Source organism: Ensifer sesbaniae, from assembly GCF_013283665.1.
In the GTDB taxonomy this organism is placed as follows: Bacteria; Pseudomonadota; Alphaproteobacteria; order Rhizobiales; family Rhizobiaceae; genus Ensifer; species Ensifer sesbaniae.
This window is the reverse complement of the sequence record NZ_JABEKU010000001.1, coordinates 288,798-310,331: the sequence shown is the minus strand read 5'-3', so window position 1 is coordinate 310,331 and position 21,534 is coordinate 288,798. Positions and strand designations below refer to the sequence as shown.

The window sequence follows — 21,534 nt, the reverse complement described above, 5'->3', positions numbered from 1 at the left end:
ATCGAAGTCGCCGTCGCGGTTGAGCCAAGCGGCCCCCGCGGACGGCAGAGGGACAAATCCAAACGGCATGGCAACAAACGGCAGGTCAGGACAGCGGATCGAGCCATCGTTCGGCGGAGACGAGGACGACGATGACGATTTTCGCGTCGAGGCCAGCGATCGCGTGACCAGCAGCCGCAAGGCGCCCCGCGGCAAATCTTCGGGCAGCAGCAAAAAGAGCAACGGCAAGAAGAAGGCAGCCGGCAAGCGCGGCAGCGCACGGCGCTCCTCCGGCGGCGGCTTCATCGGCCTTGTCCGCACGCTCTTCTACTGGTGCATCGTGCTCGGCATCTGGGGCGCCATGGGCGTCGGCGGCCTCGTGCTCTACTACGGCGCCCGCATGCCGAGTGCCGACAGTTGGTCGATCCCCGAACGGCCACCAAACGTCAAGATCCTTGCGGTCAATGGCGACGTCATCGCCAACCGCGGCACCACCGGCGGCGAAGCGCTGTCGCTCGAAAACATGTCGCCCTATATCCCCCAGGCGGTGATCGCCATCGAGGACCGTCGGTTCTATTCGCATTTCGGCATCGATCCGCTGGGTCTCGCCCGCGCCATGCTGACGAACCTGACCACCGGCCGCATGGTGCAGGGCGGCTCGACGCTGACGCAACAGCTTGCCAAGAACCTGTTCCTTTCGCCGGAGCGCACGCTCGAGCGCAAGGTGCAGGAAGTGCTGCTCGCCTTCTGGCTCGAGCAGAAATATTCCAAGGACCAGATCCTGGCGATGTACCTCAACCGGGTGTTCTTCGGCTCCAACGCCTATGGCGTCGAGGCGGCCTCGCGGCGCTACTTCAACAAGTCGGCGCGCGACGTGAACCTCGGCGAGGCCGCATTGCTGGCCGGCCTGCTCAAGGCCCCTTCTCGCTTGTCGCCGGCCCGCGACCCGCAGGCGGCGGAAGAGCGCGCCCAGGTCGTTCTCCGCGCCATGCGTGAGGAAGGCTACGTCACCGACAGCGAGATCAAGACGGCGATGTCGCAGACGCCGACCAAGGCGAAGAGCTACTGGTCGGGCGCCGAACACTATGTCGCCGACATGGTGATGGACCAGCTTCCCGGCATGATCGGCGAGATCAAGGAAGATCTCGTCATCGACACGACGATCGACCTCGACCTCGAAAAGAAGGCCGAGGAGGTGATCGGCGCCACGCTTGATGCCGACGGCAAGAAGCTCGACGCTTCGCAGGCGGCGCTGGTCTCGATCGACGGCACCGGCGCCATCCGGGCGCTCGTCGGCGGCAAGGACTATGCCGAGAGCCAGTTCGACCGCGCCTCCAGGGCGAAGCGGCAGCCGGGCTCGGCCTTCAAGCCCTTCGTCTATGCCGCCGCGATGGAAATCGGCCGCACGCCGATGTCGATCCGCAACGACGGTCCGGTCCGCATCGGCAACTGGACGCCTGAGAATTACGACCAGAAATATCGCGGCGAGGTGACGATCGCCGATGCGCTCGCCAATTCGCTGAACACCATTGCCGCCCAACTGGTGATGGAAGTCGGCCCGCAGAACGTCGTCAAGTTCGCCCATCGCCTCGGCATCGATTCCGAGATGCAGGCCAATGCCTCGATCGCGCTCGGCACATCCGAAGTCAGCCTCGTCGAACTGACCTCGGCCTACGCCCCGTTCATGAATGGCGGCTTCAAGGCAACGCCGCATGTCATCCGCCGCATCTCCAAAGCGGACGGCACGGTGCTTTACGAGAATACCTACGACAACCCGCCACGCGTGCTCGACCCGGCAATCGTCAGCGAAATGAACCAGATGATGGTGCGGGTGCTGACCAAGGGCACCGGCAAGAAGGCGCAGCTCAAGGGTTGGGAGGCGGCCGGCAAGACCGGCACGACGCAATCCTTCCGCGACGCGCTGTTCGTCGGCTACACCTCGAACCTGACCACCGGCGTCTGGTTCGGCAACGATGACGGCAAGTCGATGAAGAAGGTCACCGGCGGCGGCCTGCCGGCCAAGGCCTGGCACGATTTCATGATGGCGGCCCACGAGGGCCTCTCGCCCTCACCGCTCTTCGGCACAACCGGCGTGCAGCCGGTCTTCGACGAGGGCGCGGGTGCGCCGGCCGGCGACTTGCTCTCGGGCGATCCGGAAGCGTTCCCGCAAGCACCCGTTGGGGTCGATGGCGCCGTCGCGGTCGGCCAGCGTCCCGTGGACCAGGGCGGCGAATGGGGCGGCCAGAACGCGGACGAGGGCAATGGCGGTCTCGTACCACCGGCCGATGTCGGCCAGACGACGGGTGCCACGCGTCGCACGACCCTCTTCGACATTTTGACCGGCGGTTGAGCCGGCTGGCGGCTTTCTCGCCGGCGGCGGATGGCCCATTTCCAGCTGGGCAAATCCCGCACTTGCATTTGCCCCCAAACGCCCCGCAGAATGCCTTGCAGTCCGAAACGCCGGTCCTTATATACGCCGCATCGGCGCAGTCTCGGCTGCGAAGAAATCCTGAGACCATCCCGTTAGGGGCTGTCTTACGAATGCCTGACCGGGTTCCGACAGTCCGCTGCAAGGAGAGAACGACATGGCTAAAGTTATTGGTATTGACCTGGGAACGACCAACTCCTGCGTCGCCGTCATGGACGGAAAAGATGCGAAGGTGATCGAAAACGCCGAGGGTGCGCGCACGACCCCCTCGATGGTGGCATTCAGCGATGACGGCGAACGTCTCGTCGGCCAGCCGGCCAAGCGCCAGGCCGTCACCAATCCGGAAAACACGCTTTTTGCGATCAAGCGCCTGATCGGCCGGACCTTCCAGGACCCGACCACGCAAAAAGACAAGGGCATGGTTCCTTACAAGATCATCAAGGCCGACAATGGCGATGCCTGGGTCGAAGCGCACGGCAAGGATTATTCGCCGTCGCAGATCTCCGCCATGATCCTCCAGAAGATGAAGGAAACGGCCGAATCCTATCTCGGTGAAAAGGTCGAAAAGGCCGTCATCACCGTTCCGGCCTACTTCAACGACGCCCAGCGCCAGGCAACCAAGGATGCCGGCAAGATCGCTGGCCTTGAAGTCCTGCGCATCATCAACGAGCCGACCGCGGCAGCGCTGGCCTATGGCCTCGACAAGAAGGACGGCAAGACCATCGCCGTTTACGACCTTGGCGGTGGTACCTTCGATATCTCGGTCCTGGAAATCGGCGACGGCGTCTTCGAAGTGAAGTCGACGAACGGCGACACCTTCCTCGGCGGTGAAGACTTCGACATGCGTCTCGTCGAGTATCTCGCCGGCGAGTTCAAGAAGGAACAGGGCATCGACCTGAAGAACGACAAGCTCGCCCTTCAGCGCCTGAAGGAAGCTGCCGAAAAGGCCAAGATCGAGCTGTCCTCGTCGCAGCAGACCGAAATCAACCTGCCGTTCATCACGGCTGACGCCTCCGGTCCGAAGCACCTGACGATGAAGCTGTCGCGCGCCAAGTTCGAAAGCCTCGTCGACGACCTGATCCAGCGCACCGTCGCGCCGTGCAAGGCAGCCCTCAAGGATGCCGGCGTTTCGGCTGCCGAGATCGACGAAGTCGTTCTCGTCGGCGGCATGAGCCGCATGCCGAAGGTTCAGGAAACCGTGAAGCAGCTGTTCGGCAAGGAGCCGCACAAGGGCGTGAACCCGGATGAAGTGGTCGCCATGGGCGCCGCCATCCAGGCCGGCGTTCTGCAGGGCGATGTCAAGGACGTCCTGCTGCTCGACGTCACCCCGCTGTCGCTCGGGATCGAAACCCTCGGTGGCGTCTTCACCCGCCTGATCGAGCGCAACACGACGATCCCGACCAAGAAGTCGCAGACCTTCTCGACCGCCGACGACAACCAGTCGGCCGTGACGATCCGCGTCTCCCAGGGTGAACGCGAAATGGCCGCCGACAACAAGCTGCTCGGCCAGTTCGACCTCGTCGGCATTCCGCCGGCACCGCGTGGCGTGCCGCAGATCGAAGTCACGTTCGACATCGACGCCAACGGCATTGTGCAGGTTTCGGCCAAGGACAAGGGTACCGGCAAGGAACACCAGATCCGCATCCAGGCATCCGGCGGTCTTTCCGACGCCGACATCGAGAAGATGGTCAAGGACGCCGAGGCCAATGCCGAGTCCGACAAGAAGCGCCGCGAAGCCGTCGAAGCCAAGAACCAGGCCGAAAGCCTGATCCACTCCAGCGAGAAGTCGCTGAAGGACTACGGCGACAAGGTTTCGGAAACCGACCGCAAGGCGATTTCCGACGCGATTGCGGCGCTGAAGACCGCCGTCGAAGCTTCCGAGCCGGACGCGGAAGACATCAAGGCCAAGACCAACACGCTCATGGAGGTTTCCATGAAGCTCGGTCAGGCGATCTACGAAGCGCAGCAGGCTGAAGCGGCGCACACGGATGCCGCAGCAGACGCTGCGCGCGATGGTGACGTCGTCGACGCCGACTACGAAGAAGTCAACGACGAGGACGATCGCAAGCGTTCGGCCTAAGTCGCCTTCAGACAGACGAAAAGCCCGGGTTCGCCCGGGTTTTTTGTTGCCCGCGCAGCCCTGGTGCAACTGACAAACATGGCGACAGCTGCCGCGACCCGCTGCAAACATTACTTTTCCGACAAAAAACCGCGTCTACCGCCGTTCGGGCTATGGTATCGCGCTTCAAGGTTTACTAAATCGGTGGCAAGGTAAACGGGCAGCCGCCGAGCCCTCGCGCTGGCACGCCTTGTCAATGGGACAATCTTCGACGAATGAAACGTGATCTGTACGAAACGCTTGGGGTTGCCAAGAACGCCGATGAGAAGGAGCTGAAGAGCGCCTTCCGCAAGCTCGCGATGAAGTATCACCCGGACAAGAACCCCGGCGACGCGGCATCGGAAAAGACCTTCAAGGAAATCAACGAAGCCTATGAGACGCTCAAGGACCCGCAGAAGCGGGCGGCGTACGACCGTTACGGTCACGCGGCCTTCGAGCAGGGCGGCATGGGCAACGGCTTCGCCGGCGGCGGTGCCGGCGGCTTCTCCGACATCTTCGAGGACATCTTCGGCGAGATGATGGGCGGCGGACGTCAGCGGCGCTCATCGGGCGGCCGCGAGCGCGGCGCGGACCTGCGCTACAACATGGAGATCTCGCTCGAGGAAGCCTTTAGCGGCAAGACCGCGCAAATCCGCGTCCCGACTTCGATCACCTGCGACGTCTGCAGCGGCTCCGGCGCCAAGCCCGGCACGAGCCCGAAGACCTGCGGCACCTGTCACGGTTCCGGCCGTGTGCGCGCCGCGCAGGGCTTCTTCTCGATCGAGCGCACCTGCCCCACCTGCGGCGGACGCGGCCAGACGATCACCGATCCCTGCGGCAAGTGCCATGGCCAGGGCCGTGTCACCGAAGAGCGCACGCTCTCGGTCAACATTCCGGCCGGCATCGAGGACGGAACGCGCATCCGTCTCTCCGGCGAGGGCGAGGCGGGGCTTCGCGGCGGACCGGCGGGCGACCTCTACATCTTCCTCTCGGTCAGGCCGCACGAATTCTACCAGCGTGACGGCGCCGATCTCTATTGCAGCGTGCCGATCTCGATGACGACGGCAGCCCTTGGCGGCAAGTTCGACGTGACCACGCTCGACGGTACCAAGTCGCGCGTCACGGTTCCGGAGGGCACCCAGGCCGGCAAGCAGTTCCGCCTCAAGGGCAAGGGCATGCCGGTGCTGCGCTCGGCCCAGTCCGGCGACCTCTACATCCAGATCCAGATCGAGACGCCGCAGAAGCTGACCAAGCGCCAGCGCGAACTGCTGCAGGAATTCGAGCAGATCTCGTCCAAGGACAACAATCCGGAATCGACCGGCTTCTTCGCCCGGATGAAGGATTTCTTCGATACGCTGAGCGAATAAGGCACGCCCAAAGCGTGCCCAAAGCGATCTTGCGCGCCGGATACGGCGTGCGGCGCTGGGCGCTTTTACGTCATGGCCGCAAGCTGCCACAGCCCGGCCATGACGAGCGCCACCCCGGCGACACGGGACAAGAGCCGGCCGCCGGGCACGACCTTTTCGGCGAGCACGAAAATGGCGATCGCCGCGATCCACAATACATTCATCACCCCGCCGACGAACAGAAGCGCCATCAGCGCCCAGCAGCAGCCGACGCAATAGAGGCCGTGCTGCAGTCCGAGGCCGAAGGCAGCGCCTGCCTCGCGGCGAAAACCGCCGTGGCTCTGGATGAAAAGCAGCGGCGCCCGGCATTGCCGGAGGCACCGCTCCTTGAGCGGCGTCCACTGGAACAGGCCGACGGCAATCAGGACAACGCCGCTCATCGCCTGGCTGGCGCTCGAAAGCATCGGGGTGAGCAGCAGTGCATGGTCCAGGAGCCATTGCCCGAGAACGGCAAGCAGTGCGAACAGGGTCCAGGCCAGCAGATAGCCGCCAGCAAAGTAGCCGGTCGCGGCGAAGGGCTTTCCCTGCTGGGCCGCCTGGCGGCCGACGCGGGCATAAAGCAGGATCATTGGCGTTGCCGATGGCACCATCATGCCCACCATCATCACGGCCCACATGACAAAGGCGTAGGCGAAGGTCGCCGTGGTCCAGGGACCGGCGGCCACAGTCGCCAAGGACGTCACCGAGCCCTCTTGCGCCTCCGTGGGCGTATTCGTCGGCATGTCCATGGGCATATCCATGTCCATGCCAGAACCCATGTCCATGCTACCGGAAGACGCTGGTGCGGTGGCCGTGTCCATGGCCGACGCCAGCCACAGGATGTAGAGCCAACTCACTGCCGTCAACGTGACCAGTGCCACCACGACGATGGCACGATCGCGTCTAAGCAGAGTTTCGAGCGTCGTATCCCTCATGGGCGTCAGTGGATCACGCCGCTTTCAGTCAGGTGCGTTCTGGCGAAATGGGCGTGCGAGTCGGCAAGCGCCAAAGTCAGCGGCCCCTTCGTGTCGGCCCATCCGCGTCCGACCTCGCAGAGATCATATTCAAAACCCTGCGGGAGATTGATGCGAGCCTGATGGGCGACGCCGGTGACCGGGTTGAGGATCGGCTCGCCGCGCGCGGTGATCCAGCCGGGCACATTCAGCCGTGCCGTGCGCCCGCTCACATCGACGTCGAAGTCGATCTCGGCATAGACCGGATCGTACATCGTCTCGAAGGTGGTCGCGAAGACCTGGAAGAAGGTGGCGCCCGGCTCGGTATCCTCGCCGCTCATGATGCGCAGCAGCGCATTGCGCTGCGGCTCCGTGGCGCGGATGTCGATGATCGGCACCACCTGCCCGCGCCCCTCGTGGATCGCGCCGGGCCAGGCGGCGATCAGGCCACAGCGAAGCCCGTCGAGCCGCGTTTCGCCGTGATAGCCTTCCTCGATCTCGAAGGCGCCAATGGCGCTGCAATGGCCCTGCGTCGGTCGCGCATTGAACTGGCAGGGGCAGCCATAGGCGCAGTTGCAATGAATGAACTCGCGCCCCTTCATCATCCATCTGACACTCGTCATCGTCTCCTCCCGGGATCTGATCGGTGTTCGTCTCGCGGCTCCCCCGCGAACGGATGCGTTTTATTAGACCGCAGAAATATACTCCTCTGCCTTGCCAATGCCAACGGAGGCAGGCACGCCAGCGCCGCGGATCCGATGGGACGCGCGGCGCCTAAAAGGGATGCTCAGGCTGTTCGGCTCATTGGCACCAGCATGTTCACAGCGTCGCCATGCCGCCGTCGACGATCAACTCAGCGCCGACGGTGAAGGTGGCCTCGTCGGAGGCGAGGAAGACGACCGCCTTGGCGATCTCGCTCGGGTCGCCGAAGCGGCCAAGTGGGATCTGCGCGGCGATGGCATCGACAACCTGCCTGTTTTCTTCGGGCGTCGGGGCGTGGCCGTCATGGAGCGGCGTGCGGATCGGGCCGGGGCTAACAGCATTCACCCGGATGCCACGGCCGATGAGTTCGCCGGACAGCGTGCGCGCCAGCGAGAGGAGTCCCGCTTTGGTCAACGCATAGACGCTTGAGGTCGGCATGCCGATATGGGCGTTGATCGAAGTGTTGAGCACGACCGAAGCCCGCTTCGAGAATACCGGCAGCAGCGCCTGGATCAGGAAGTACGGTCCTTTGACGTTGATCGCCAGCGACCGGTCGAAGCTTGCCTCGTCCCATTGTTCGATCGGCTGCAGCTTGGCGATGCCCGCATTGACGAACAGGATATCGAGCGTGCCGAAGGCGGCGCGGATTTTTTCGGCGACCGCCGCCTGCCCGGCGACATTGCCGGCATCCGCCTCGATGATGAGGGTCGCCTCGCCAAGGATCGCACGAGCCTCGGCGATGTTCTTCGGATTGGTGCCGGTCACGGCAACCCTTGCGCCTTCGGCGATGAACTGGCGCGCGGTTTCGAGGCCGATGCCGCTGGTGCCGCCGGTGATGAGTGCCGTCTTGTTCTCTAAACGTGACATGATGAAAGTCCTCTTGCTGGGTTGAAGAAGAGGTCGGTTTGATTGGCTTGAACCGCCGTCCTCTGATGCAGACAGATATGGCGGAAAACGACCGTTCGGATTAGTCTTCCAATCCTGGAACTCGAATTCGGAAAAGCCGGACGATGATGAAGATCGAGGGAATAGCGGCCTTTGTCGCGGTCACCGAAGCCGGCTCGATCAGCGAAGCGGCGCGGCGCCTGCGTCTGTCGAAATCCGTCGTCAGCGAAAGGGTTGCAGAGCTGGAGCGGACGCTCAACGCCACCCTACTCCATCGCACGACGCGCAAGCTGACGCTCACCGAGGATGGCATCGCCTTCCGCGAGCGTGCGGTCCGGATCGTCAGCGAGGTGCAGGCCGCTGCCAGCGATCTTGCCGAACGCCGCGGGCTCCTGACGGGTCCGCTTAGGATCGCCGCGCCTGTCAGTTTCGGCCGCAGGCATCTCGGTCCAGCACTCTATCCGTTCCTGGCGGGCCATCCGGAAATCGAGCTGACGCTCGATCTCGACGACCGCCGGGTGGACGTGGCGTCGGAAGGCTATGATGCGATCGTCCGCCACGGCGTGATCGCCGATTCTCGTCTGGTGGTCTGGAAACTTGCAAGAAGCCGGCGTCTGCTCGTCGCCGCGCCGGACTATCTCGGACGTCACGGCACTCCAACGTCGCTTGCCGAGCTCGAAGGCCATCACGGCATCTTCTACACCAATCGCGGCGCGGCCGACTGGCGGTTCGAGGGACCTTCGGGTGCAGCGATCGTCCGGGCGCGCTTGGCACTCGGGATGAACAACGGCGACATGATGCACGATGCCGCCGTCGCCGGGCTTGGCATCGCGCTGCTGCCCGCCTTCATCGCCGGTCCCGCGGTGCGCGAAGGGCAACTCCGCGAGATCGATGTCGGGCTGCGTCCGGAGCCCGAATTCATCTACATGGCTCATCCGGAAGGACGACGCGTCTCGGCCAAGCTTCGGGCCATCGCCCAACATCTGAAGGAAGCGTTCGGCGATCCGCCCTATTGGGATCCGTGACGCATTTCCGCAATCTCGGCGCAATCATTTCCGGCCACGGTTCCTCGCCGATTGCCGATCAAGTCTCGACAGAAGCTTGATCGAAGTCGGCTGGCATCTGCCTCGCCTTTGCAACCAAAGATTGTCTCTTATGTTTTCATCATGCGGACCTTCTTTCTGAACTGGATCATCGTCATGACGCTTGGCACCACCGCCCATGCGGGTTCCCCTTCCACGACCCCGACCGATGCCGAAATCCTGGATATTCTGACCGACCGAATCGACAAGCAGCAGCAGTCAGTCGGCATCGTCGTCGCCATCACCGATGCCAATGGCCGGCGCATCGTCGCGCACGGCCATCCCGCCAAAGGCGACCCGCGTCCCGTCGATGGGCACACCGTGTTCGAGATCGGCTCGGTCACCAAGGTGTTCACCGCACTGCTGCTCGCAGACGCGGTCGAGAGAGGTACGCTCGGCCTCGATACGCCCGTCTCCACATTGCTGCCGCCCGGAGTGACGATGCCGGAGGACAAGCAGGCTCCGATCACGCTGGCAGACCTGGCGACGCACATGTCGGGCTTGCCGCGGCTACCGAGCAACCTGGCGCCGGCCGACGTCACCAATCCCTATGCGGACTACGACACCAGCAAGCTCTACGGCTTTCTTTCCGCCCACAAACCGCAGCGTCGCCCGGGCGTCGCGCACGAATACTCCAACCTCGGCGCGGGGCTTCTCGGCCACGTACTGGCACTGAAGGCCGGGCTTTCCTACGAGGATCTCGTCGAAAGACGCATCGCCAGGCCGCTCGGCCTCGAGGATACGGCCATCACGCCGCAGCCAGACTGGTCCGAACGCCGGGCAACGGGCCACGATGCGGCACTGGAGCCGGTGAGAGACTGGGATCTCAACGCGCTGCAGGGAGCCGGTGCCCTTCGCTCTACCGCGGACGACCTGCTGATCTTCCTTGAGGCCGCCATGGGGAGAACACCCTCACCGTTGGCGTCCGCCTTTGCCACCCTGCTGGCGACCCGGCAGCCGCTCGGCGAAGGCGCAGGCGAGCAGGCGCTGGGCTGGGTGATTTCCGGCAAGGGCGACGCGCAGGTGATCTGGCACAATGGCGGTACTGGCGGCTATCGATCCTTCGTCGGCTACCGTCCGTCGACCGGGATCGGCGTCGTCGCCCTGTCGAATACGTCGACCGAAGTGGGCGTCGACGATATCGGCCAACATTTGCTCAACCGCACCGTCCCGCTCGCGCCCGCCACCGTCCAGCGCACTGCCATAACGGTCGATCCGGCGACCTATGATGCCTATCTCGGCACCTACAGGCTGGCGCCGGGTTTCGACCTGACGATCTTTCGCGATGGCAATCGGCTGTTTGCCCAGGCAACTGACCAGGACCGGCTTGAAATCCTTCCGGAGGCCGAACATCGGTTCTTTGCAAAGCTCATCGATGCGCAGATCAGCTTCACGCTCAACGGCACCCGCGCCGAAAGCCTGACCTTGCATCAGGGCGGGCGGGACAGTCCTGCGCCGCGCGTAGAGAAATGATGCATGTCTCCCGCCCCGAAAGGCGAGAGACGGGTCCCCGGATCGATCAGAACAGCAGATCGATCGTGAAGTAGGCGAATGCCGAGATCGCCGCCGCTGCCGGCATGGTGATGAACCAGGCAATCACGATATTGCCTGCAAGCCCCCAACGCACGGCCGAGACGCGGCGCGCGGCCCCGACGCCGATGATCGCGCCGGTGATGGTGTGCGTCGTCGAAACCGGAATGCCGAGCCAGGTGGCGGCAAACAGCGTGATCGCTCCGCCGGTTTCGGCGCAGAAACCCTGCATCGGATTGAGCCTGGTGATCTTCGAGCCCATGGTATGGACGATGCGCCAGCCGCCGAACAGCGTGCCGAGTGCGATCGCCGCCTGGCAGGTGATCACGACCCAGAAGGGCACGTAGAACTCCGAACCGAGATAACCCTGCGAAAAGAGCAGAACGGCAATGATGCCCATGGTCTTCTGCGCGTCATTGCCGCCGTGACCGAGCGAATAGAGCGACGCGGAGAGGAACTGCATCACGCGGAAGGTGCGATCGACGGCAAAGGGTGTCTGCCGCACGAACAGCCAGGAGACGATCAGCACCAGTATCAGCGCCAGGAAAAAGCCGATCGCCGGCGACATGAAGATGGCGCCGACGGTCTTGAGAAGACCGGTCCAGACGATGGAATTGAAGCCAGTGCTGGCAAGGCCGGCGCCGACGAGGCCGCCGATCAGCGCGTGCGACGAGCTCGACGGAATGCCGAACAGCCAGGTGACGATGTTCCAGACGATCGCCCCCATGAGGGCCGAGAAGATCACCAGCGGTGTCACGATGCCGGGATCGATGATGCCCTTGCCGAGCGTCTCGGCCACGTGCAGACCGAAGAACAGGAAGGCGATGAAGTTGAAGAAGGCCGCCCACATGACCGCATATTGCGGCCTGAGCACCCGCGTCGAGACGATCGTCGCGATGGAGTTGGCGGCATCGTGCAAGCCGTTCAGGAAGTCGAAGAACAGCGCGATGGCAATCAATCCCGCGAGCAACGGAAAGGCGAGCGTCGCATCCATCAGACGTTCTCGATCACGATGCCGCTGATTTCATTGGCAACGTCCTCGAACCGGTCGATGACTTTCTCCAGCTGGCCATAGATCTCGCTGCCGACGATATAGGCCATCGCGTTGCCGGTGCCGTAGCGGTGGAACAGCTCCTTGAGGCCTTGGTCGTGCAGTTCGTCGGAATGTCCCTCGATGCGGGTGATCTCCTCGGCGATGGCGATGAGGCGATCGTGATTGGTGCCGATGCGGTCCAGCAGCGGGACAGCCTCGGCAATCAGATGCGCGGCCCGGCCGACAATTGCGCCCATTTCGCGCATGCCGGGTTCAAAGCTCTTCTGTTCGTAGAGCCTGATCGTCTTGACCGTCTTGTGCATCATGTCGATGGCATCGTCCATCGACTGGATCAGGTCCTTGATGTCGCCGCGGTCGAAGGGCGTGATGAAGGAGCGACGGACTGCAAGAAGCACTTCGGCCGTGATGTGGTCCGCTTGATCTTCGAGCGCGACGATCCTGTCGCACTGTTTCTCCATGTCATCGCCGCCGGCAAGCAGCTTGTCGAGCGCATCGGCGGCGCCGACGACGGTGAGCGAGTGTTTTGCGAAGAGCTCGAAAAAGCGATCCTCGCGGGGAAGTAGTTTGCGGAACCAGGCCAGCATCACAAATATGTCCATTCGTGGATTGTCATGAAACTGTCATATTGGACCGGAGCGCCCAAGAAAAGCACCTGATCCGAGGGGTTTGTCGCCTTTCCCCCGCCGAAATCGGCCAACTTGCACCGATATGGACAAGCATGCCGTTTCATCTTGCCTTGGCGCCTGCTTTCGTCCTAGCTGCGCCCAACGTCGAATTCGGACTGCCGATGCCACACAAGGTCTTTCTCAACCGCCTGAAGCTCACGGAGTTCCGCAACTATGCGGCCCTTTCGCTGGAGCTCGATCAGCGTCATGTGGTGCTGACGGGAGAGAACGGCGCCGGCAAGACCAACCTGATGGAAGCGGTCTCGTTCCTCTCTCCCGGTCGGGGCTTGCGGCGTGCGGCCTATGCCGACGTCACCCGTGTCGGCGCCAGTGACGGCTTCTCCGTCTTCGCCGCTGTCGAGGGCATGGAGGGGCCGGTCGAAATCGGCACCGGCACCGCGGGCGTGACCGAGGGGCAGTCCCGACGACTGCGGCTCAACGGAACCGCGGCGGCGAGCGTCGACGAGCTGACCGATCACCTGCGCGTCCTCTGGCTGACCCCGTCGATGGACGGTCTCTTCACCGGGCCCTCTTCCGATCGGCGGCGCTTTCTCGATCGGCTGGTGCTTTCGCTCGATCCGGAACATGGCCGCCGCGCCAGCGAGTTCGACCGCGCGATGCGCAGCCGCAACCGCCTGCTGACCGAGTTTCGCCCGGACCCGGCTTGGCTGACCGCGATCGAACGCGAGATGGCCGGCCTCGGCGTTTCCATGGCGCTGGCGCGGCAGGAAATGCTCGGCCTGCTCACCGCACTCGTCGAACGGAACGTGGATGGCGATGTCTTTCCGTCGGCACGGCTGGCGCTGTCCGGGTTCCTCGACGACGAGGGTCACCGCCCGGCCTATGATCTCGAAGAGCAATATCTGACGATGCTGCGAGATGGACGGCCGCGCGACGCGGCGGCAGGCCGCACGCTCGACGGGCCGCATCGGAGCGACCTGCTCGTTCGCCACCGCGAGAAGGATATGGAGGCGGCACGCTGCTCGACCGGCGAGCAGAAGGCGTTGCTCGTCGGCCTGGTGCTGGCGCATGCACGTCTCGTCGGCGACATGACCGGCCACGCGCCGATCCTTCTGCTCGACGAGATCGCAGCGCATCTCGACATCAACAGGCGCGCGGCGCTGTTCGACCTCGTCGACGGCCTCGGCGGCCAGGCCTTCATGACCGGCACGGACCAGGCGATGTTCGAGGCGCTTGGCGATCGCGGCCGCTTCCTGACCGTTTCGCACGGCAGCGTTACGGGCTAAGCAGGAGCCGGATGAGGAAAGTGTTTGCGGTTTTCCGCACGGATCCCGCTCTCCCTTACGGGCGTCGATCACGTTTATGATTTGGTCGAGTCGACCCAAGATCTAGAGATCGGCCGCCGCCGAGGAGGATGTTGCCATGACCGGTGAGAACAAGCTCGACCAATCGGAGATCTCCCGCTACGCCCGCCATATCGTGCTGCCCGAAATCGGTGGCGCCGGCCAGCAGAAGCTGAAGGCGGCGAGCGTGTTGGTCATCGGCGCCGGCGGTCTCGGCGCGCCGGTGCTGCACTACCTGGCAGCCGCCGGCATCGGTCGCATCGGTATCGTCGACGACGACACCGTTTCGCTCTCCAATCTACAGCGACAAGTCATTCACCGCACCGAGGACATCGGCCGCGCCAAGGTGGAGCGGGCGGCGGAGGCAATTGCCTCGCTCAATCCGCATGTCGTCGTCGAGGGCCACCAGATCAGGCTCAACTCCGACAATGCCGAGCCGCTGTTCCGGCAATATCACCTGGTGATCGACGGCTCGGACAATTTCGACACGCGCTACCTCGCAGCCGATACGGCGGCAAGGGTCGGCATTCCGCTGGTGACCGGCGCCGTCGGCCGCTTCGACGGTTCGCTGACGGTGCTGATGCCTTACAAGGCCGGCGCGGACGGCCGGCCGAATCCTTCCTATCGCGATCTCTTTCCCGAAGCGCCACCGGCGGGCGTCGTGCCCTCCTGCGCCGAGGCGGGCATTGTCGGCGCGTTGACCGGCGTCATCGGCACGCTGCAGGCGATGGAAGCGATCAAGGTGATTGCCGGCTTCGGCGAGCCGCTCGTCGGGCGGCTGTTGATGTATGACGCGCTGACGGCGCAGTTCAACACCATCCGCTATCGTCGCAGAGCATAGGCCGACCATGGTGCAAATCTTTCGCATCGACGGAACATTCGACCGGCACGAGGAGCTGCTGGCGCTTATCCTTGGCGCCTTCTCCTACATGGACGGGCAAATCGACCCGCCCTCGTCGGCGCATGCATTGAACGTCGAATCGCTCCGGCAAAAGATCGCTGACGAGATCGCCTTCGGTGTCAGCGACGGCGAAAGGCTCGTCGGCTGCATCTTCTGCAAGCCCGAGGCCGATTGTCTCTATATCGGCAAGCTCGCAGTTGCCCCACAGACACAGGGAAAGGGCATCGGCCGGCGGCTGCTCGCGGAAGCGGAAATGACGGCGCGGACGCTCGGCCTTCCCGCACTGCGGCTGTTGACCCGTATCGAACTCGTCGACAACCACCGCGCCTTTGCCGCCTGGGGATTCATCCAGAGCGGCACGATGTGCCATCCCGGCTTTACCCGGCCGACGGCATTCGAGATGCGCAAGACGCTCTAAACTCTGGACGGACGACCGCACGTCAGGGCCGTGCAGCCTTTCGCGATCAATCGCGGCCCGGAAGCACGCGGTCCGGCGGGCGGTGACCGTCGAAGAAGGTGCGGATGTTGATCACCACCTTGTCGCCCATGTCGATCCGGCCTTCGAGCGTCGCCGAGCTCATGTGCGGCAGCAGCACGACCTTGCCTTCGCCGGCGAGCTTGATCAGCTTCGGATTGACAGCAGGCTCGTTCTCGAAGACGTCGAGACCGGCGCCGGCGATCTTGCCCTCGCGCAGGCATTTGATCAGCGCCGTCTCGTCGATGATGCCGCCACGGGCGGTGTTGACGATGTAGCTGTCAGGTCGCATCAACGCCAGCCGGCGGGCCGAGAGCAAATGATAGGTCGCCGGCGTCGACGGGCAGTTGACCGAGACGATGTCGACGCGGGCAAGCATCTGGTCGAGGCTGTCCCAGTAGGTCGCCTCCAGCATCTCTTCGGTCTCCGCCTTCACCCGGTGGCGGTTGTGGTAGTGGATCGAGAGGCCGAAGGCCTTGGCACGGCGGGCAACGGCGGTGCCGATCCGGCCCATGCCGACGATGCCGATGCGCTTTCCCGCGATGCGCCGGCCGAGCATCCAGGTCGGCGACCAGCCGGCCCATTCGCCCTTGCGATCGGTCAGGATCTGCGCACCTTCGGCAAGCCGGCGCGGCACCGCGAGAATCAGAGCCATCGCCATGTCGGCCGTGTCTTCGGTCAGCACGTTCGGCGTGTTAGTGACGGTGATGCCCTTGCGCGCGGCGGCATCGACGTCAATGTTGTCGACGCCGTTCGAGAAGCTGGCGATCAGCTTCAGCTGCGGGCCGGCCTGCTCGATCAGCGCCGCATCGATGCGATCGGTCACCGTCGGCACCAGCACGTCGGCGCGTTTCACCGCCGCGACCAGCTCCGGCTGGCTGCGCGGCGTGTCGTCGATATTCAACTCCGCGTCGAAGAGCTCGCGCATGCGCGTCTCGACGATATCCGGCAATTTGCGGGTGATGTAGACCGTGGGCTTCTTCTTGCTTGTCATTGCTGCGACGGGCCTTGTTGACGGGTCTTTAACCAAGTTGGGCGATACTTTCTCCCTGTAGCCGCATTTTCTACCAGACCCCACCGGGAAGACAAACAAAACTCGCGTCGTCGTCCTCGCGATTTCAGCCCGCGAACTGGGCCTCGAATGAACTGCGCCTGCATAAGCGACTGCATGTCTCCTTAAATCGTTTCCGATTGAAGGACAAAGGCATGCAGCAACTCAAAGTCCTACAGCGACCTTTGCGCGTCCCAGGACGCGCGGCGCCGTAGTGCCACGGATAATGAGCTTCGTCATGCGTCATGTCATTGCCAGATTCTCGTTCTCGTTGATCGCCGCCTGCCTTGGCGCCGGGATCATGACGTCGGCGGCTTACGCTCAAGCCGCCAAGGGCGCCAGCGGATTGCCGCTGCCGCGATTCGTCAGCCTCAAGTCCAAGAGCGTCAATCTCAGGATCGGCCCGAGCGTCGATTACGCGGTCGCGTTCCGTTACATGAAGCCCGGCGTACCGGTGGAGATCATCCAGGAATACGATAACTGGCGCCGTATCCGCGATGCCGACGGCACCGAGGGCTGGGTAAACCAGGCACTGCTTTCCGGCGACCGCACGGCCGTCGCAGCGCCCTGGATGCGCGGCAAGGGCGAAGGCGTCTTCGTCAACATGCGCCGCGATCCGCAAGGAACGGCCCCGATCACCGCCCGCATGGAACCTGGCGTCATCGTGCGTGTCGGCGAATGCAATGGCGACTGGTGCCATGTCGAGACGCAGGGCGTCGAAGGGTGGATCGCCCAGAGCGAGATCTGGGGTGCCTATCCGGGCGAGGCCTTCAAGTAAGCCGCGCCCGTTTTTCGCACAACTCAATCAGGTCGAATCAGGCGAGACCGGCCTGCTTGGCGGCGGTTGCCAGCGACACCATCGGTCGTGGTCCGATCTGACCGATGACGATGCCGGCGGCGAGGTTGCCGAGCCTGCTGCAATCTTCGAGCGAGCGTCCGGTCGTGTAGCCGTGAAGGAAGCCTGCAGCATAGAGGTCGCCGGCGCCGGTCGTATCGACGACCTGGGCGATCGGCTTTGCGCCGACGTGGACCCGCTCTTCTCCGCGCACGACCACCGACCCTTCCTCGCTCAGCGTCACGGCGGCGAGCTTGCAGTCCTTCGAGAGTTTTTCCAGCGCCAGATCGAAGTCCTCGGTCTCGTAGAGCGCCAGCGCTTCCTGCTTGTTGGCGAAGACGATGTCGACCGTTCCGGAACGCATGAGCTCGAGGAACTCGTCGCGGTAGCGGTGGACACAAAAGCTGTCCGAGAGCGTCATCGCGGTTTCGCGGCCGTTTTCGTGGGCGATCCGGGCGGTTTCACGGATGGCGTCCTTGGCCCGCGGCGGATCCCACAAATAGCCTTCGAAATAGGTGACCTTGGACTGGGCGACGACGTCAGCCTCCACATCCTCGGGGCCAAGCTCGACGCACGCGCCGAGATAGGTGTTCATCGAACGCTCGCCGTCCTCAGTGACGAAGATCATCGAGCGCGCCGTCGGCGGCACGCTTTCGAGCGGCTTCGTCTCGAAGTAAACGCCCTGCGCGCGGATATCGTGTGCGAAGATCTCGCCGAGCTGATCGCTCGCGGTCTTGCCGAAATAGGCGGCCCGGCCGCCGAGGCTGGCGACACCGGCTGCCGTATTGCCGGCGCTGCCGCCGGACGCTTCGACCGCCGGGCCCATGCGCGAGTACAACAACTCGGCGCGTTCGGCATCAATGAGGTTCATGGCGCCTTTTATGATGCCGTTTTCGTTGAGAAAGGCATCGTCGCAGCGCGCGATGATATCAACGATGGCATTGCCGATCGTCAGCACGTCGTATTTTGTCATGAACCTCGTCCGGTCTCCGTGATGGCCGGTGTTCGTTAATACCGGTTTTCCCGCCATTTGGAAGCCAAAAGACGCGTGCCGGCTGGCTCACGCCGCAGGAAACGCGCCTTCATCATATACAGCGGCGAAATCGGCGCCCGGCGGAACGATCTGACGATATCGATCAACTTGCGGCGGAGATGTTCTGCGGCGGCAGTTCGACGAGCGGCGCCGGGACATCGCAGGTCTTTTCCGGCGACTTGCAGAGATCGGCGATGATACAGCGCTCGCATTCGGGCTTGCGCGCCTTGCAGCAATAGCGCCCGTGCAGGATCAGCCAGTGATGTGCATGGTAGAGATACTCGTCCGGGATGATCTTGATCAGCTTCTCTTCCACCTCGTCCGGGGTCTTGCCCGGCGCCAGGAGGATGCGATTGGCGATGCGGAAGATGTGGGTGTCAACGGCGATCGTTTTCTGTCCGAAAGCCATGGAGAGCACCACATTAGCGGTCTTGCGGCCGACGCCCGGAAGGGTGACCAGCTCCTCGCGCGTGCGTGGCACCTCTCCGCCGAAATCGCGGATCAGCTTTTCGCTGAGCGCGATGACGTTCTTCGCCTTGTTGCGGTAGAGGCCGATGGTCTTGATGTAGTCCCGGAGCTTCTCTTCCCCGAGCGCCAGCATCTTCTCCGGCGTATCGGCGACGGCGAACAGCGCCCGCGTCGCCTTGTTGACGCCGGCATCGGTCGCCTGCGCCGAAAGGGCCACGGCGACGACCAACGTGAACGGATTGACGTGCTCCAACTCCCCCTTCGGCTCCGGCCGCTGGATCGAGAAGCGGCGGAAGATCTCCTGGAGCTCGTCCCGGCCATAGAGGTTCTTCACGCGCGGCGGCGCGCGGCGGGCGGTCGCCGACTTCGGTTTCGCAGCGCCAACGGGCAATTTCGGCTTCACGTTTTTCATGATGCATCTATAGTCAAAGGTCATGATCAATGGCAACGCCACCACCCCGCCCGAAGATGCGCCGGTCTTCACAGCCGAGCTCACGCCCTATCGCTCGCTCGGGCGCCGCGGCTTCAAGATCTTCTTTCTGATCGCCGGGCTGTTGAGCCTCGTGCACGCCGTCGTCTTCCTCGTCATCGGCGCCTGGCCGGTCGTGTTCTTCTTCGGCCTCGACTATTTGCTGCTGTTCGGCGCCTTCTGGCTGAACAATCGCTCGGCACTCAGCCGCGAGGAGGTCAGCGTATCCAGGACCGATGTTTCCGTGCGCAAGTTCACTCCCTCCGGAAAGATCACCGAACACCGGTTCAATCCTTTCTGGGCGCGCTTCAACGTCGCCCGGCACCAGGAGATCGGCATCGTCTCGATGACGATCAGCGGCGGTGGCCGGCGGACCGATATCGGTTCGTTTCTCAATCGCAACGATCGCGAAACCTTCGCGCTGGCGCTATCGGGCGCGCTTGCGACCGTTCGCCGCCGCTAACGCCCCCCGGCCGACAAATGGGGATCCAAATCCGCGCATTCGCTCAAGTTTCGGGTGGTTGCCGGGGCCGCCAAATGGTTACCTGTGGCATGACAGGAGAAGAGCCATGAACATTGCGACATCCGTACCCACAGACATCACGCCGAAAGGCACCGACTACGATACGGTCAGCCGCGTGATCGAAATGCTGACCGAGGATTATCGTGAGCAGCCGTCGCTCGAAACCGTGGCGCAGCGCCTGAAACAATCGCCGACGCAGCTTCAGAAGGTCTTCACCCGCTGGGCCGGACTTTCGCCGAAAGCCTTCCTCCAGGCCGTGACGCTCGACCATGCCAAACGTCTGCTGCGCAAGGAAGACATGCCGCTGCTCGAAACCAGCATCGAGGTGGGGCTATCAGGACCGAGCCGCCTGCACGACCTGTTCGTGACCCACGAGGCGATGTCACCGGGCGAATGGAAGGCGCGCGGCGAGGGTCTCACGATCCGCTACGGCTACCACCCCTCCCCCTTCGGCACCGCCCTCGTGATGATCACCGAGCGGGGACTAGCCGGCCTTGCCTTCAACGATGCCGGCGGCGAACAGGCAAGCTTCGAAGACATGGCGCAGCGCTGGCCGAACGCCAGCTATATCGAGGACAGCGCGGCAACGGCCTACTATGCTGCACGCATCTTCGATCCGTCGCGCTGGCGCCCGGAAGAGCCGCTGCGTATCTTCCTGATCGGCTCCGATTTCCAGATCCGGGTGTGGCAGGCGCTGTTGAAGATCCCGCTCGGCTGCGCCACCACCTATTCGAACATCGCCGGAAACATCGGCCAGCCGACGGCGTCGCGCGCGGTCGGTGCTGCCGTCGGCCGAAACCCGATCTCCTTCGTCGTCCCCTGCCACCGCGCGCTCGGCAAGGGCGGGGACCTTACCGGCTATCACTGGGGCCTGACGCGCAAGCGCGCGATCCTCGGATGGGAGGCCGGAAAGGCGGCGGACGGCACGATCTGATGTTTGCAGGTCACCCGTTCCGGACGGAAATCACAGGTTTCCTGGAACTGCTTGGCAAAACAAAAGGGGCGCTCGCTCGGCGCCCCTTCTCCATTCTGCATTCCGGGAGCGCTCAGTGGGCGCCGGACATGTCGCCCAGCACTTCCTTGGAAGCGACCGTCGAGTCGGCGTTGAGCTTGTAGACCATCGGCACGCCGGTCGCGAGGTTGAGCTTCAGGATCTGCTCCTTGGTCAGGCGGTCGAGCACCATGACCAGCGAGCGCAGCGAGTTGCCGTGGGCGGCAACCAGGACCTTCTGGCCGGACAGCACGCGCGGCAGGATCTCGGTCAGGTAATAGGGCCAGACGCGGGCGCCGGTGTCGCGCAGGCTTTCGCCGCCCGGGGGCGGAACGTCGTAGGAGCGGCGCCAGACATGCACCTGCTCCTCGCCCCACTTCTCGCGCGCATCGTCTTTGTTGAGGCCCGCGAGGTCGCCGTAGTCGCGCTCGTTCAGCGCCTGGTCGCGGATCGTTTCGAGCGAGGACTGGCCGACGGCGTCGAGCACAAGCTGGCAGGTTCGCTGGGCGCGGACGAGGGCCGAAGTGAAGGCGATGTCGAATTTGATGCCGTAGTCGGCAAGTGCCTTGCCGCCGGCCTTGGCTTCCTCGACGCCGAGTTCCGTCAGGTCCGGATCGCGCCAGCCGGTGAACAGGTTTTTGAGGTTCCAGTCGCTCTGGCCATGCCGGACGAGGACGAGAGTACCGCTCATGTCGAATTCCCCTTGAGACTTGAGAGTGAAAA

Annotated in this window: 20 protein-coding genes; 11 read left to right on the top strand and 9 right to left on the bottom strand. The window is 63.7% G+C overall.

Going from position 1 to position 21,534, the window contains the following annotated elements; genetic code table 11:
- The first annotated feature begins 67 nt into the window (after positions 1 to 67).
- From BHMPCIPO_RS01415 to dnaJ, 3 genes are all read left to right on the top strand, one after another.
- Complete coding sequence (locus tag BHMPCIPO_RS01415; RefSeq protein ID WP_173515111.1) at positions 68 to 2,329, top strand: transglycosylase domain-containing protein; 2,262 nt, start codon at positions 68 to 70, stop codon at positions 2,327 to 2,329.
- A gap of 235 nt (positions 2,330 to 2,564) precedes the next feature.
- Positions 2,565 to 4,487 carry a molecular chaperone DnaK gene (dnaK, locus tag BHMPCIPO_RS01410; RefSeq protein ID WP_173515110.1) on the top strand — a complete coding sequence of 641 codons (1,923 nt, stop codon included), beginning with the start codon at positions 2,565 to 2,567 and terminating at the stop codon, positions 4,485 to 4,487.
- A gap of 254 nt (positions 4,488 to 4,741) precedes the next feature.
- On the top strand, positions 4,742 to 5,872 hold the full coding sequence (gene dnaJ / locus BHMPCIPO_RS01405; protein WP_173515109.1) for a molecular chaperone DnaJ: 1,131 nt from the start codon (positions 4,742 to 4,744) through the stop codon (positions 5,870 to 5,872).
- Between the two features lie 65 nt (positions 5,873 to 5,937).
- On the opposite strand, the gene BHMPCIPO_RS01400 is transcribed toward dnaJ, so the two are convergent.
- The 3 genes from BHMPCIPO_RS01400 to BHMPCIPO_RS01390 all read right to left on the bottom strand — a co-directional run bounded on the left by BHMPCIPO_RS01400 (position 5,938) and on the right by BHMPCIPO_RS01390 (position 8,412).
- Positions 5,938 to 6,825: a DUF2182 domain-containing protein gene (locus BHMPCIPO_RS01400; RefSeq protein ID WP_173515108.1), complete on the bottom strand. Its 888-nt coding sequence runs from the start codon at positions 6,823 to 6,825 to the stop codon at positions 5,938 to 5,940.
- 5 nt (positions 6,826 to 6,830) lie between these two features.
- Positions 6,831 to 7,466 (bottom strand): DUF1326 domain-containing protein, encoded by a 636-nt coding sequence (locus BHMPCIPO_RS01395; protein ID WP_173515107.1) that lies wholly within the window; start codon positions 7,464 to 7,466, stop codon positions 6,831 to 6,833.
- A 196-nt stretch (positions 7,467 to 7,662) separates the two neighbouring features.
- Positions 7,663 to 8,412, bottom strand: coding sequence for an SDR family oxidoreductase (locus tag BHMPCIPO_RS01390; protein ID WP_173515106.1), 750 nt, complete (start codon positions 8,410 to 8,412; stop codon positions 7,663 to 7,665).
- Positions 8,413 to 8,555: 143 nt separating this feature from the next.
- Between BHMPCIPO_RS01390 and BHMPCIPO_RS01385 the strand changes: the two genes are divergently transcribed.
- Both BHMPCIPO_RS01385 and BHMPCIPO_RS01380 read left to right on the top strand, forming a co-directional pair.
- On the top strand, positions 8,556 to 9,455 hold the full coding sequence (locus BHMPCIPO_RS01385) for a LysR family transcriptional regulator (protein WP_173515105.1): 900 nt from the start codon (positions 8,556 to 8,558) through the stop codon (positions 9,453 to 9,455).
- 141 nt (positions 9,456 to 9,596) lie between these two features.
- Positions 9,597 to 10,985, top strand: a complete 1,389-nt coding sequence (locus tag BHMPCIPO_RS01380) for a serine hydrolase (RefSeq protein WP_210266391.1) — start codon at positions 9,597 to 9,599, stop codon at positions 10,983 to 10,985.
- Positions 10,986 to 11,031: 46 nt separating this feature from the next.
- On the opposite strand, the gene BHMPCIPO_RS01375 is transcribed toward BHMPCIPO_RS01380, so the two are convergent.
- Both BHMPCIPO_RS01375 and BHMPCIPO_RS01370 read right to left on the bottom strand, forming a co-directional pair.
- The gene (locus BHMPCIPO_RS01375; protein WP_173515104.1) at positions 11,032 to 12,036 is read right to left on the bottom strand and encodes an inorganic phosphate transporter; all 1,005 of its coding nucleotides are present in this window, start codon (positions 12,034 to 12,036) and stop codon (positions 11,032 to 11,034) included.
- Positions 12,036 to 12,680 carry a DUF47 domain-containing protein gene (locus BHMPCIPO_RS01370; RefSeq protein ID WP_173518050.1) on the bottom strand — a complete coding sequence of 215 codons (645 nt, stop codon included), beginning with the start codon at positions 12,678 to 12,680 and terminating at the stop codon, positions 12,036 to 12,038. The genes BHMPCIPO_RS01375 and BHMPCIPO_RS01370 overlap by 1 nt, the downstream gene beginning before the upstream one ends.
- 203 nt (positions 12,681 to 12,883) lie before the next feature.
- Between BHMPCIPO_RS01370 and recF the strand changes: the two genes are divergently transcribed.
- From recF to BHMPCIPO_RS01355, 3 genes are all read left to right on the top strand, one after another.
- Complete coding sequence (gene recF, locus BHMPCIPO_RS01365) at positions 12,884 to 14,008, top strand: DNA replication/repair protein RecF (protein WP_173515103.1); 1,125 nt, start codon at positions 12,884 to 12,886, stop codon at positions 14,006 to 14,008.
- A gap of 136 nt (positions 14,009 to 14,144) precedes the next feature.
- Positions 14,145 to 14,906 (top strand): molybdopterin-synthase adenylyltransferase MoeB, encoded by a 762-nt coding sequence (locus tag BHMPCIPO_RS01360; protein ID WP_173515102.1) that lies wholly within the window; start codon positions 14,145 to 14,147, stop codon positions 14,904 to 14,906.
- Positions 14,907 to 14,916: 10 nt separating this feature from the next.
- Positions 14,917 to 15,384, top strand: a complete 468-nt coding sequence (locus BHMPCIPO_RS01355) for a GNAT family N-acetyltransferase (protein ID WP_173518049.1) — start codon at positions 14,917 to 14,919, stop codon at positions 15,382 to 15,384.
- Between the two features lie 46 nt (positions 15,385 to 15,430).
- On the opposite strand, the gene BHMPCIPO_RS01350 is transcribed toward BHMPCIPO_RS01355, so the two are convergent.
- On the bottom strand, positions 15,431 to 16,435 hold the full coding sequence (locus tag BHMPCIPO_RS01350; RefSeq protein ID WP_077962855.1) for a 2-hydroxyacid dehydrogenase: 1,005 nt from the start codon (positions 16,433 to 16,435) through the stop codon (positions 15,431 to 15,433).
- 283 nt (positions 16,436 to 16,718) lie between these two features.
- On the opposite strand from BHMPCIPO_RS01350, the gene BHMPCIPO_RS01345 reads away from it, so the two are divergent.
- Positions 16,719 to 17,270, top strand: a complete 552-nt coding sequence (locus tag BHMPCIPO_RS01345; protein WP_173515101.1) for an SH3 domain-containing protein — start codon at positions 16,719 to 16,721, stop codon at positions 17,268 to 17,270.
- 37 nt (positions 17,271 to 17,307) lie between these two features.
- Here BHMPCIPO_RS01345 and BHMPCIPO_RS01340 read toward each other — a convergent pair whose 3' ends face one another.
- Together BHMPCIPO_RS01340 and nth are read right to left on the bottom strand one after the other, a co-directional pair.
- Positions 17,308 to 18,300: an adenosine kinase gene (locus BHMPCIPO_RS01340; RefSeq protein ID WP_173515100.1), complete on the bottom strand. Its 993-nt coding sequence runs from the start codon at positions 18,298 to 18,300 to the stop codon at positions 17,308 to 17,310.
- A gap of 163 nt (positions 18,301 to 18,463) precedes the next feature.
- On the bottom strand, positions 18,464 to 19,240 hold the full coding sequence (nth, locus tag BHMPCIPO_RS01335) for an endonuclease III (protein ID WP_173515099.1): 777 nt from the start codon (positions 19,238 to 19,240) through the stop codon (positions 18,464 to 18,466).
- A gap of 22 nt (positions 19,241 to 19,262) precedes the next feature.
- Here nth and BHMPCIPO_RS01330 point away from each other — a divergent pair, with 22 nt between their 5' ends.
- Both BHMPCIPO_RS01330 and BHMPCIPO_RS01325 read left to right on the top strand, forming a co-directional pair.
- Entirely contained in the window at positions 19,263 to 19,760 is a 498-nt protein-coding gene (locus BHMPCIPO_RS01330) for a DUF2244 domain-containing protein (RefSeq protein ID WP_173515098.1), read from the top strand.
- 106 nt (positions 19,761 to 19,866) lie between these two features.
- Positions 19,867 to 20,754, top strand: a complete 888-nt coding sequence (locus BHMPCIPO_RS01325) for a methylated-DNA--[protein]-cysteine S-methyltransferase (protein WP_173515097.1) — start codon at positions 19,867 to 19,869, stop codon at positions 20,752 to 20,754.
- Between the two features lie 112 nt (positions 20,755 to 20,866).
- Here BHMPCIPO_RS01325 and BHMPCIPO_RS01320 read toward each other — a convergent pair whose 3' ends face one another.
- Positions 20,867 to 21,502 (bottom strand): 2,3-bisphosphoglycerate-dependent phosphoglycerate mutase, encoded by a 636-nt coding sequence (locus tag BHMPCIPO_RS01320; RefSeq protein ID WP_173515096.1) that lies wholly within the window; start codon positions 21,500 to 21,502, stop codon positions 20,867 to 20,869.
- Positions 21,503 to 21,534 lie beyond the last annotated feature (32 nt).

Bases quoted from the DNA above. Each gene is read 5' to 3' on its own strand.
- BHMPCIPO_RS01415 (WP_173515111.1), top strand. From the start codon at position 68: ATGGCAACAAACGGCAGGTCAGGACAGCGGATCGAGCCATCGTTCGGC.
- dnaK (WP_173515110.1), top strand. From the start codon at position 2,565: ATGGCTAAAGTTATTGGTATTGACCTGGGAACGACCAACTCCTGCGTC.
- dnaJ (WP_173515109.1), top strand. From the start codon at position 4,742: ATGAAACGTGATCTGTACGAAACGCTTGGGGTTGCCAAGAACGCCGAT.
- BHMPCIPO_RS01400 (WP_173515108.1), bottom strand. From the start codon at position 6,825: ATGAGGGATACGACGCTCGAAACTCTGCTTAGACGCGATCGTGCCATC.
- BHMPCIPO_RS01395 (WP_173515107.1), bottom strand. From the start codon at position 7,466: ATGACGAGTGTCAGATGGATGATGAAGGGGCGCGAGTTCATTCATTGC.
- BHMPCIPO_RS01390 (WP_173515106.1), bottom strand. From the start codon at position 8,412: ATGTCACGTTTAGAGAACAAGACGGCACTCATCACCGGCGGCACCAGC.
- BHMPCIPO_RS01385 (WP_173515105.1), top strand. From the start codon at position 8,556: ATGATGAAGATCGAGGGAATAGCGGCCTTTGTCGCGGTCACCGAAGCC.
- BHMPCIPO_RS01380 (WP_210266391.1), top strand. From the start codon at position 9,597: ATGCGGACCTTCTTTCTGAACTGGATCATCGTCATGACGCTTGGCACC.
- BHMPCIPO_RS01375 (WP_173515104.1), bottom strand. From the start codon at position 12,036: ATGGATGCGACGCTCGCCTTTCCGTTGCTCGCGGGATTGATTGCCATC.
- BHMPCIPO_RS01370 (WP_173518050.1), bottom strand. From the start codon at position 12,680: ATGCTGGCCTGGTTCCGCAAACTACTTCCCCGCGAGGATCGCTTTTTC.
- recF (WP_173515103.1), top strand. From the start codon at position 12,884: ATGCCACACAAGGTCTTTCTCAACCGCCTGAAGCTCACGGAGTTCCGC.
- BHMPCIPO_RS01360 (WP_173515102.1), top strand. From the start codon at position 14,145: ATGACCGGTGAGAACAAGCTCGACCAATCGGAGATCTCCCGCTACGCC.
- BHMPCIPO_RS01350 (WP_077962855.1), bottom strand. From the start codon at position 16,435: ATGACAAGCAAGAAGAAGCCCACGGTCTACATCACCCGCAAATTGCCG.
- BHMPCIPO_RS01345 (WP_173515101.1), top strand. From the start codon at position 16,719: ATGAGCTTCGTCATGCGTCATGTCATTGCCAGATTCTCGTTCTCGTTG.
- BHMPCIPO_RS01340 (WP_173515100.1), bottom strand. From the start codon at position 18,300: ATGACAAAATACGACGTGCTGACGATCGGCAATGCCATCGTTGATATC.
- nth (WP_173515099.1), bottom strand. From the start codon at position 19,240: ATGAAAAACGTGAAGCCGAAATTGCCCGTTGGCGCTGCGAAACCGAAG.
- BHMPCIPO_RS01330 (WP_173515098.1), top strand. From the start codon at position 19,263: ATGATCAATGGCAACGCCACCACCCCGCCCGAAGATGCGCCGGTCTTC.
- BHMPCIPO_RS01325 (WP_173515097.1), top strand. From the start codon at position 19,867: ATGAACATTGCGACATCCGTACCCACAGACATCACGCCGAAAGGCACC.
- BHMPCIPO_RS01320 (WP_173515096.1), bottom strand. From the start codon at position 21,502: ATGAGCGGTACTCTCGTCCTCGTCCGGCATGGCCAGAGCGACTGGAAC.